The sequence below is a fragment of the Methylobacterium sp. WL64 genome (assembly GCF_008039945.1).
Classification (GTDB): domain Bacteria; phylum Pseudomonadota; class Alphaproteobacteria; order Rhizobiales; family Beijerinckiaceae; genus Methylobacterium.
Genome location: NZ_VRVA01000068.1, coordinates 20,396 through 30,733, shown reverse-complemented (window position 1 = coordinate 30,733; position 10,338 = coordinate 20,396). Strand labels below are relative to the sequence as shown.

Genomic DNA, 10,338 nt, shown 5'->3' with positions numbered 1-10,338 from the left:
CGCCTCGACGGCGGCGCGCCGGGCGTCGCTGATGTCGTAGCCGATGACCGCGAAGCCCTTGCGCGCCAAGGTCGCCGCCATGCCGAGACCCATATTGCCGAGCCCGACGACACCTATCGTCTCAATGTTCATTTCGACACCTTCCGTTTAGGAAATGGTATCGATCGTCGATACGGTCGCTACAAGACTTGCTTTGCGAACAAGTCGTTCTTGTAAAGGCAACACTCAGCGTTGCGGCTGGAAGGCGACCAGGTGTTCGGTGAGCCAGCCCAGCAGCCGGCCCATCGCTTCCGGCAGCCGCCGTCCCGAGCGCACGACGAGGTGTGCGCTCGCCTCGGACAGGACCGGGTCGAGCAGGGGGATCACGGAGACGGCGCCGGTCTGCAGCTCGGCCGCGACGGCGAAACGCGGCAGGAACGCGACGCCCAACCCCGCCGTCACGAAGCGCCTGTGCAACTCGAACGACGCTGTCTCCAGGCGTGCGACGAGCCGGAAACCGCCATCGGCCTCGACGCGTCCCAGCAACTGGCGCACGCCATGATCGGAGGGAAGCAGGACGACCGGCTCGGAGGCGAAGGTGCGCAGGCCCACGGGGGTCGAGGAACCGGCGAGGGGATGGTTGTTCGGCAGGACGGCCAGCAGCGGGTGCCGCGCCGATACGACGCCGCGCACGTCCGGATGGGCGGGCGGGTTGTAGGCGAGACCGATATCCGTATCGCCCTGTGCGACCGCCGACAGCACACTGTCCGTTGTCCCAAGGGAGACCTGAAACGAGATTCCGGGGTAGGCCGTGACGAAGTTGGCCAAGCCGTTATCGAGCAGGTCGACCAGGAAGCCCGCGCCGCAGGTCAGCCGGATCGTCCCCCGCTGGACGCCGCGCAGCCGTTTGAGGTTGTCCTCGAGAAGGGCAGCCTCGTCGGCCTGGCGCTGCGCGTGCTGGGCGACGAGGCGCCCGGCCTCCGTCGGCACGACGCCGCGCGGCAGCCGCTCCAGAAGGTTCTCGCCGCACTCGGCCTCCATCTCGCTGATGTGGCGGCTGACCGCGGAGGCCGCGACGTTGAGCGCCTCCGCGGCGCCTCGGACGGAGCCGGTCCGGACGACGGCCAGGAAGTATCGCAGCGCTCGATCGTTCATCGTCGGGCGAGCGTGCGCTTTGGTCCTCCGCATATCAAGGCGTGAGCCCGCATCGACGGGGCCGAGCCATGCCTTCTGCCCATCGACCTTCGCCTGTGCCGCGCGGCCGGTCGCCTACCGTCGAGGCCCGACGCTCGGATCCCGCGTCGGACCAGCGGTGTCCGCCCCGTGGACGTACCGGCGGTCGAACCGATCACCCAGGCCGGTCAGCACCTCGTACCCGATGGTACCCGCATCGGCCGCGACCGCGTCTAGCGAGCGGTGCGGGCCGATGATCTCAACCGCGTCGTCCTCGGCCAGCGCCCGGGGCGGGAGAGCCGAGGCGTCCACCACGATGCTGTCCATCGATACCCGGCCGAGGATGGGCAGCGCGACGCCGCCCGCCCAGACCGCGCCGCGACCGCTGGCACTCCTCAGGAATCCGTCCGCATAGCCGACCGCCACGGTCGCGAGGCGCGACGCGACCGCCGTCCGTGCGGTGTAGCCGTATCCGACCGCCGTCCCGGCCGGCACGTCGCGCACCTGCAGGACGCGGGCCTCCAGCTTGATCACCGGCTGCAGGGGGTTGGGACGCCCAGCAACCGGCGCCACCCCGAACAGGGCCGCACCCGGCCGCGCGACATCGTAATGGTAATCCGCTCCCAGGAAGATGCCGGAGGACGCGGCGAGGCTGGCGCGCATGGGCGGCAGCCGGCGCCGCGCATCCTCGAAGCGGGACCGTTGCGTCGGGTTCGCATCGCTGTCGGGGGCGTCCGCGCAGGCCAGGTGGCTCATGATGAGCCGCCACGCCACGGCATCGTGCTCGCTCGCCCGATCCGCGACGGCCGCGACTTCGGCGGGAGACAGACCGAAGCGGCTCATGCCGGTATCGACCTGCAACAGCCCCGGCAACCGGCATGCCCGCGTCCGGGCCAGCGCGGCCCAGCGCGCGAGCTGGCCCGGCGTATTGAGGACCGGCACCAGCCCGTGCTCCAGGCACTCGGCTTCGGCCCCGCGGGGGGCTCCGTGCAGGATCCACACGGCGGCCCCCCGGGGAACGTGCCGCCGGAGCGCGATCCCTTCGTCGAGATGGGCCACGAAGAAGGTTCGGCAGCCGGCCGCGGACAGGACGGGGGCAACGCGCGCGGCGCCCAGGCCATACGCGTCCGCCTTCAGCACCGCGGCACATTCCGCCCCGGCGAGGCGGCCTGACAGGATCCGGTAATTGGCCGCGATGGCGTCGAGATCGACCGTCAGAATCGCCCCCGCGTACGGACGCCCGCCATCGTCGAACGCGTCCACCCTATCCGCCTCCCGATCACACACGCGCGCGTCCACCGGTCTCAGGCCGCGTAACGGCCGACGGCGAGGTCTTCGTGGGCGATGTCGGGCGCCCGGGCGGACATCAGGTCCGCAAGGAGCCGGCCTGACCCGCAGGCCATGGTCCAGCCAAGGGTGCCGTGGCCGGTATTCGTATACAGGTTGTCATACCGCGTCGCCCCGACGATGGGCGTCCCGTCCGGCGTCATCGGGCGCAGGCCCGTCCAGAACGTCGCCCGGCTGAGGTCGCCCCCGGCCGGAAACAGGTCGTGGACGCATCGCTCCAGGGTCGCGCGGCGGGGCGGGCGCAGGGCCTGGCTGAAGCCGGCGAGCTCGGCGGTGCCGCCGACCCGTATGCGGTCGCCGAGCCGGGTCAAGCCGACCTTGAACGTCTCGTCCATCACGGTGGAGACCGGAGCCGCCTCCGGATCCGTGACGGGCAGGGTCAGGGAGTAGCCCTTGACCGGGTAGATCGGCAGGTTCAGCCCGAGCGGCCGCAGGAGCGCCGGGGTGAAGCTGCCCATCGCCGCCACGTAGGCGTCGGCGCGCAGCACCTCGGACCCGCAGGCGACGCCGGTCACGCGACCGCCCGAGGCCTGGAGCCCCGTCACGGTCATGGTGTAGCGGAACGACACGCCGAGCCCCTCGCAGATGGCGGCGAGCCTCTGGGTGAACAGGTGGGCATCCCCGGTCTCGTCACCGGTGAGACGCAGGCCGCCCGCGATCTTGTCCTTCACGCGGTCCAGCGCCGGCTCGGCGGCGACGCAGCCCGCCGGGTCCAGGACCTGATAGGCCACGCCGTAGGCGTCCAGGACCTTCGTGTCGTCGCCCACGTGGTCGAGCTGCTTGCGCGTGCGGAACAGCTGCAGCGTGCCCTGTTCGCGGTGGTCGTAGGCGATGCCGGTCTCGTCGCGCAGGTCGCGCAGGACGTCGCGGCTGTATTCCGCGAGCCGCACCATCCGGCCCTTGTTGCGGGCGTAGGCCTCCTCCGTGCAGTTCGCCAGCATGCGGGCGAGCCAACCGTAGAGACGGGGCTCGACGGACGGCCACAGGACCAGGGGGCGGTGGCGCATCATCAGCCACTTCATCGCCTTGACCGGGATACCCGGCGCGGCCCAGGGGGCGGAATATCCGGGGGAGACCTGGCCGGCATTGGCGAAGCTGGTCTCCAGGCCGGAGGCGGGCTGCCGGTCGATCACCGTGACCTCATGGCCGGCCTTCGCCAGATAATAGGCAGAGGACACGCCGACCACGCCACTTCCCAGAACCAAGACCCGCATGATCGCTCTCCTCGGCACCGAAAATCCGCATTCGGCGCTCAGCCGCCGCCCGGAACGCCGCGATCGCGGAATCCTCAGAGAGGTCTGCGGGAAACGCGTCGCCCGGTCGCCGGCCGAGGTGTATCGAACAACGAAAGCCGCGCACGATGCTGCGAACATGTTGCAGGTTCTGCCAAACCGATGCCATGCAACGACAGGAACTGCCACGGAACGACAGATCGTTGCGCGATGCCACAGGATGAAATCGACACCGCCATCCTCCACGCCCTGCGCGCGGATGCCCGGATGCCCAACGCGGCCCTGGCCAAGCGCGTCGGCCTGTCCGCTTCCGCCTGCCTGCGCAGGCTGCGGATGCTGGAGCGGGACGGGACGATCCGAGGCTACACCGTGCTGCTCGACGCGTCGGCGGCATCGGGCCTCGTGGTGATGACCCAGATCGAGCTGGAGCGGCAGACGGAGGATTACTTGAACCGATTCGAGGCCGCCGTCCGCCGCTGCCCGGACATCCAGGACTGCTACCTCATGACGGGCAGCTCGGATTACCTGCTGAAAATCCGGGTGGCCGATGCCGGGGAATACGAGCGGCTTCACCGATCCGTGCTGTCGAAGCTGCCCGGCGTATCCCGGATCCAATCCAGCTTCACGATCCGGAGTGTCGTCGGCCGCTGACCTGCGATCACCCGATATCCGGCCAGCATGACGGGCAATCCGCGGCCGAACGGCCATCACCGGATCCAGCGCAGGCGGCCTGCCCCCGATCGCGGCGGCCGGCTGACACGCCATCGCATCGCGGGACGGGACATCCGTCGCCCGCGCCGAGGCCTGCGGGACGGCGGCGATCGATAGGTTGGGTCCACCTACCCCGGCGGAACGCCCACGAGATCCGCCGGGCGATGGGCGAATCGCGCTCGATCACGCACAGGCTTCGGCCGGTGCCCCCCAGCCTGAAGTGCGGTCGGATCGCGACGCAGCAGCCGGCCTCCACGATCGCCTGCACGACCTCGAAACCGTGACGATGCGCGTGGATCTTCGGCTCGCAGCCGACGGGGCGGCAGGCCCCGACTACGATCTCCAAATAACCTTTGTCGGGGTTGTCCAACGCGCGGATTTCGATCCGCAGGTCGTGGAGCGTCACGGCCGCCCTGCCGGACGAGGCGGAGGCGGTGTTCGGAGAGATGACCCCGATTACCGTCTCGGCGTGCAGGACGAGGCGTGCAGGCTCGGCGTGCAGGACGAGGCGTGCGCCGGCGGGTGAGGACGGATGCCCCCTCGGCCGCGCTCTTCGACCAGGGTGATGCCCAGCTCGGCTTCGAGGCGGGCGATCTGCTGGGACAAAGCCGCCGGCGAGACGCCCAGCGCTTCGGCCAGCGAGGCCGTGGTCCCGCGCACGGACAGCTGCCGGAGCGTGCGCCGGCGCGTGCGAGCCATTGCCCGCGCCCGGCCGGTGACTGTCTCCACGACGGCGCCGGCCGCCGGAGCCCCCGGCTTCGCGAGCCGGGGGGCACCGGTTCGATTACGGGTAGATCGGGAAGCGAGCGCAGAGTTCCGTGACCTGCCCATGGATCGCGCGGACGAGGGTCTCGTCGGACGGGGCCTTGACGATCTGCGCGATCCAGGTGCCGATCGCGCGAAACTCGTCGCCCCCGAAGCCGCGCGCGGTGCCGGCGTTGCTGGACAGGCGCAGACCCGACGGCGCCTCCGGGGGGCGCTCGTCGAACGGGATCTGGTTTTTGTTCACCGCCAGGCCCGCGTGCTCCAGCGCCTTCGCGGCGATGTCGCCGGTGATACCCTGGTTGACGAGATCGACGAGCATCAGCCCGCAATCCGTGCCGCCGGCGACCAGGCGGACGCCGGCCTCCGCCAGCGTGGCGGCCAGCATCCGGGCGTTATCGAGCACCGCCTGGTTGTAGCCCTTGAATTCCGGCCGGAGGGCCTCGCCGAAGCAGGCCGCCTTGGCGGCCACGATGTGCAGCATCACCGAGCCCTGCACGCCCGGGAAGATGCCGTAGTTGATCTTGTCGCTCAGCGCCTCGTCGTTCCAGAGCACGAGGCCGCCGCGGGCACCGCGGAGCGACTTGTAGGTGGTCGAGGTCACCACATGCGCGTGCGGCAACGGATCGGGATAGATCCCCGAGGCCACCAGCCCGGCGAAGTGGGCCATGTCGACGACCAGGTAGGCGCCGACCTCGTCGGCGATCGCGCGCAGTCCGGCGAAGTCCAGGACCCGGGCGTAGGCAGACCCGCCCGCGATGATCATCTTGGGCTTGTGCTGGCGGGCGAGGCCGCGAAGCTCGTCCAGATCGACGAGTTCGGTGTCGCGGTTAACGCCGTACCGGACGATGTTGTAGTCCCGCCCGGTCAGAGTGGCGGGATGTCCGTGGCTGATATGGCCGCCCGCGGCGGTGTTCATCGACAGGATGGTGTCGCCAAGCTTCAGCAAACCAAGGAAGACGCCGCCATTCGCGTTCGATCCGGAATGCGACTGCACGTTCGCGAAGCGCGCGCCGAAGAGTTTCTTGACCCGCCGAAGGGCCAGATCTTCCACCGCGTCGGCGAATTCTGCGCCGCCGTAATACCGCGCGAATGCGAAGCCCTCGACGGTCTTGTTGGTGAGGGCCGAGCCCTGCGCCTCGAGGACGAGGCGGGACACGATGTTCTCGGACGCGATCAACTCGATCCCGTTCTGCTGGCGTCGCAGCTCCCCGCGGATGGATGCCGCCAGTTCGGGATCGGCGTCGAGCCCCTCCGTGAAGTAGCCCTTGTGGAGGTATGTCATGTCGAAAGGCCCGGGCCGCAGAGAAGGAGGGAGACGCGGGTCGGCAGCCGTCGGGGCGCCGCGTGGGCGTGCCGCCGACCGCCCGTCCGCGATCCGTGATCGCCCTTTGGATGCGGTTTTTGCCGAGGGTCCGCAAACGACATATCGTGGCTGCGAGACCAAGCTCACCTAGGCCTTCGATGCCCCTTTCGCCGCCACGGCCGTCCCTCCCCTCGCTGAAGGCGCTCCGTGCCTTCGAGGCGGCCGCCCGCCACGAGGGCTTCGTCGGCGCGGCCGACGAACTCTGCGTCACCGCGGCCGCGATCGCGCAGCAGGTTCGCGCGCTGGAGGATTGGGTCGGCAGGCCGCTGTTTCACAGGAAGGCCCGGGGCCTTCAGCTCACGAGCGAAGCCCGGGCGATGCTGCCGCGCCTTGTCGAGGCGTTCGATGCCCTGGCCGGCGCGGCCCACGGCCTCCGTCGGCACGCCGACCGGCGGGAGATACAGATCGCGGCCCTCCCCTGCGTGGCGCAGCTCTGGCTCTCGCCGCGCCTCGGGGCGATGCGCAAGGCGTTCCCGAACCTCGAATTCTCGGTGGTCGCGCTGGAGAACCCGCCGGACTTCACCCGGGAGCTGTTCGACCTCGGCCTGTTCTTCGTGGACGGAAGCCTGCCCAATTGCACCGCCCACACGCTCGTGGAGGACCGGCTGTTTCCGGTCTGCTCGCCCCAACTCCTGGCCGGGCGCGGGCACAGCCTGGATCTGGCGGGCCTGGCCGACATGACGCTGCTCCACGACGCGCGATGGCGCAACGACTGGGCGCGATGGCTGCGACATGCCGGCGACAGGCGGGTCGACGCCCGCCGCGGATCGACGTTCTCGCTCTACAGCATGGCCGTGGAGGCGGCGATCGAGGAGGCCGGACTGCTGATCGGCCACAGCAGCCTCCTGCAGGCCCCATTGGGGGACGGGCGCCTGCTGGCACCGATCGATGATGGGGCCGCCCTGCTCGGTCCCCCACTCTCGCTGATCCTGCCCGAAGGGCGGGGGCTCGAGGAGGGAACGGAAGCCGTGGTCGCGTGGCTGCGCGAGACGGCGTCGCCCCCCCGCAGCACGGTAGGCGACCGGGCAGGCTGATCGCCTCAACGGCCGCTGCGCGCGTCGCGGATCGCGACACCCGTCACGCTGAACGTGCCACCCCTGTACCGGCCCGGCGGAGGTATGCGCGCGCCTCCTCCGGGGGGACCATGCTGCCGCCGGTAGCCCAGATGATATGCGTGGCCGCCTCCAAGCGGTCGCGGTCGAGGTTCAGGCGGGCGCGGTAGGCGTCGTCGGCCACGATGCGGGCGGGGCCGGGTGCGCCCGCGACCGCGGAGGGTTCCAACATGAGGCCTTCGCTGGCCTCGAGCAGAGCCAGGAGGTCGAGCAATTCTTGGTCGGCCACCGTGAAATAGCCATCCACCAGACGCTGCATCGCCCGGCCGACGAAGCCCGACGGCCGCCCGACCGCCAGGCCGTCCGCGACGGTCGCGTTGGAGATGCCGAAATCCTGAACCGCGATCTGCTCGTGCAGACCGGTATAGACGCCGAGCAGCATGCAGGGCGAGGGCGTGGGCTCGGCAAACAGGCACCGGACCGCATCCCCGAACACCAGCTTGAGCCCGAACCCGACCCCGCCCGGGCCACCGCCGACCCCGCAGGGCAGGTGGACGAAGAGCGGGTGCTGCGCATCGACCGGCACGCCGAGGGCGGCGAGCTGCGGCTTCAGCCGCAGGCCGGCGACCGCGTAGCCAAGGAACAGATCCTTCGAGTGCTCGTCGTCGACGAAATGGCAGTTCGGATCGGCGTCGGCCTCGGCACGCCCCTGGGCCACCGCGGCCCCGTAATCGCCGGCATGCTCGACCACCGTGACCCCGGAGGCGCGCAGGCGGTCCTTCTTCCACTGCCGTGCATCCGCCGACATGTGGACCGTGGTTCGGAACCCGATCTTGGCGCTCATGATGCCGATCGACAGGCCGAGATTGCCGGTGGAGCCGACCGCGACGCTGTAATCTGCGAAGAAGGCGCGCGCGCTTGCCCCGCCGAGCGCCGTGTAGTCGTCGCCGGTCGTGATCAGCCCGGCTCCGAGGGCCAAGGTCTCGGCCCGCTTCAGCACCTCGTAGAGGCCGCCGCGCGCCTTGATCGAACCCGAGACCGGCAGGTGGCTGTCCTTCTTCAGCAGAAGCCGGCCGCCGCCCTCGTAGCCGTAGCGCCGACGGAGGGCGTCCGCGAAGGCGGGTACAGCGACGAGGTCCGACTCGATGATCCCCCCGGTGGCGGCGAGATCCGGGAAGAACCGGACGAGCAGCGGAGCGAAGCGCGCCAACCGCGCGCTCGCATCCTCGACGTCCGACAGGGTGAGCCCGGCATCGGCGAGCCCGGTCGCCGCCGGCGCGATGCCGGGGTTGAACCACGCGGTCTCCCGGCCCGCGATCAAGTCGCCGATCAGGGGATGAGTGGAGAGCCACACATCGAGCGGCCGTCCATGGATCGAAGGGGCTTGCCGGGTCATCGGGAGGGTCCTGGCTGGTCGACGCTCCGGCCCGGCGATCGCCGGGCGCCGGGTCGCAGACGGCGGGTCAGACCGTGTCATAAACCGGGACGCCGAGCGCGCGCAGCTCCCGGAGGATCGCCGCGCGGGTGCTGGCAAGCGCCCGGCTGACGCTCAGTCGATTCTCAGGGCGTTCGTGCGAGCGATCGAACGGATCTTCCTCTGGAGCTCGGGACCGGCGAGCCCCTCACCGTCCCATCCGCCCGCTCGCAGCCCTGCATTTAGTATCGCGAGAACATCTGCTGTATCTGCTTGGCATCGCTCGTTTTCGTGAGCGCCAGCATCAGAAGGACCCGGGCCTTCTGCGGGTTCAGGGTGTCCGACGTCACGGTGCCGAGGGCGTCGTCGTCGTGTTCGCCATTGCGTTCGACCAAGCCGCCGTTGACGCGGGACGAACGCACGACGACCACTCCCTTGCCCACCCCGGCCGCGACCGCCGGCTGGACGGCCTTGGGGATGCTGCCGTTACCGGTTCCGGCATAGACGATGCCCTTGGCACCGTCTCCGATGGCCGCGTTCAGGAGGGCGGGGCCGACATCGACGTAGGAATAGACGATCGCCACACGCGGCAACGCGCGCAGCGTGGAGACGTCGAACTCCGTCGCGGCGGTTTGCGGTCGCGTCGTCGTCCGGTAGAAATGCGGCTTGTGCCCCTGCATGATGCCCAAGGCACCGATATCGGGCGCCTTGAACGCGTCCAACCCGGTGGTGTTCGTCTTCGTCACATCGCGGGCGGCATAGATCCCGTCGTTGAGCGTGACCAGCACGCCGGCCCCCCTGGCGGCGGGGTCCGCGGCGATGGCCACGGCGTTGGCCAGGTTCGCCGGTCCGTCGGCGCTGACGGCCCTCGATCCCCGCATGGACCCGACCACCACGACCGGCTTATCGCTCTTGACGACGAGGTCGAGGAAATACGCAGTCTCCTCCAGCGTGTCGGTTCCGTGCGTGACCACGACGCCGTCCGCGGCGCCGGAGGCCAGGACCTCGTCGATCCGACGGGCCAGGCGCAGCCAGACCTCGGCGGTGATGTCCGGGCTGGAGACCTGCGCGATTTGCTCGGCGCTGACGTCCGCGGCGGCATCCAGCCCTGGGACCGCGGCGACCAGCGCAGAGCCCGACAGGACGGAATCCTTGCCGGTCGTCTGCGCGATGGTCCCACCGGTCGCCAGGACCAGGACCCTTGGCTTCGCTTGCGGTCCGGCCGCGGAGGCGGGCGCGCCGCCGAGGGTCATGACCGCCGATAGGGTGGCGACGGTCGCGCCGATACGTCCGAGCATGTCT

11 protein-coding genes are annotated in these 10,338 nt (G+C 70.1%); 2 read left to right on the top strand and 9 right to left on the bottom strand.

Annotated elements, in window-relative coordinates:
• From FV242_RS22545 to FV242_RS22530, 4 genes are all read right to left on the bottom strand, one after another.
• Nucleotides 1-132 (bottom strand): NAD(P)-binding domain-containing protein (locus FV242_RS22545; protein WP_246692824.1); only part of this gene is annotated, 132 nt, incomplete at its 3' end.
• 93 nt (nucleotides 133-225) lie between these two features.
• Nucleotides 226-1,134, bottom strand: a complete 909-nt coding sequence (locus FV242_RS22540; RefSeq protein ID WP_147940483.1) for a LysR family transcriptional regulator — start codon at nucleotides 1,132-1,134, stop codon at nucleotides 226-228.
• A 114-nt stretch (nucleotides 1,135-1,248) separates the two neighbouring features.
• On the bottom strand, nucleotides 1,249-2,415 hold the full coding sequence (alr, locus tag FV242_RS22535) for an alanine racemase (RefSeq protein WP_147940482.1): 1,167 nt from the start codon (nucleotides 2,413-2,415) through the stop codon (nucleotides 1,249-1,251).
• 41 nt (nucleotides 2,416-2,456) lie between these two features.
• Entirely contained in the window at nucleotides 2,457-3,713 is a 1,257-nt protein-coding gene (locus FV242_RS22530) for a D-amino acid dehydrogenase (RefSeq protein ID WP_147940481.1), read from the bottom strand.
• A gap of 228 nt (nucleotides 3,714-3,941) precedes the next feature.
• On the opposite strand from FV242_RS22530, the gene FV242_RS22525 reads away from it, so the two are divergent.
• Nucleotides 3,942-4,382: an Lrp/AsnC family transcriptional regulator gene (locus tag FV242_RS22525; RefSeq protein ID WP_147905918.1), complete on the top strand. Its 441-nt coding sequence runs from the start codon at nucleotides 3,942-3,944 to the stop codon at nucleotides 4,380-4,382.
• Between the two features lie 7 nt (nucleotides 4,383-4,389).
• On the opposite strand, the gene FV242_RS35660 is transcribed toward FV242_RS22525, so the two are convergent.
• The 3 genes from FV242_RS35660 to glyA all read right to left on the bottom strand — a co-directional run bounded on the left by FV242_RS35660 (nucleotide 4,390) and on the right by glyA (nucleotide 6,489).
• Nucleotides 4,390-4,848: a hypothetical protein gene (locus tag FV242_RS35660; RefSeq protein WP_246692823.1), complete on the bottom strand. Its 459-nt coding sequence runs from the start codon at nucleotides 4,846-4,848 to the stop codon at nucleotides 4,390-4,392.
• 50 nt (nucleotides 4,849-4,898) lie between these two features.
• Nucleotides 4,899-5,141: a LysR family transcriptional regulator gene (locus FV242_RS35655; protein ID WP_246692822.1), complete on the bottom strand. Its 243-nt coding sequence runs from the start codon at nucleotides 5,139-5,141 to the stop codon at nucleotides 4,899-4,901.
• Nucleotides 5,142-5,226: 85 nt separating this feature from the next.
• On the bottom strand, nucleotides 5,227-6,489 hold the full coding sequence (glyA, locus tag FV242_RS22515) for a serine hydroxymethyltransferase (RefSeq protein WP_147940480.1): 1,263 nt from the start codon (nucleotides 6,487-6,489) through the stop codon (nucleotides 5,227-5,229).
• Between the two features lie 179 nt (nucleotides 6,490-6,668).
• Here glyA and FV242_RS22510 point away from each other — a divergent pair, with 179 nt between their 5' ends.
• The gene (locus tag FV242_RS22510) at nucleotides 6,669-7,604 is read left to right on the top strand and encodes a LysR substrate-binding domain-containing protein (protein ID WP_187278514.1); all 936 of its coding nucleotides are present in this window, start codon (nucleotides 6,669-6,671) and stop codon (nucleotides 7,602-7,604) included.
• A 43-nt stretch (nucleotides 7,605-7,647) separates the two neighbouring features.
• Here the strand turns inward: FV242_RS22510 and FV242_RS22505 are convergent, their stop codons facing one another.
• Entirely contained in the window at nucleotides 7,648-9,018 is a 1,371-nt protein-coding gene (locus tag FV242_RS22505) for a D-serine ammonia-lyase (RefSeq protein WP_147940478.1), read from the bottom strand.
• A 260-nt stretch (nucleotides 9,019-9,278) separates the two neighbouring features.
• The gene (locus FV242_RS22500) at nucleotides 9,279-10,334 is read right to left on the bottom strand and encodes an asparaginase (protein WP_147940477.1); all 1,056 of its coding nucleotides are present in this window, start codon (nucleotides 10,332-10,334) and stop codon (nucleotides 9,279-9,281) included.
• Nucleotides 10,335-10,338: the final 4 nt, after the last annotated feature.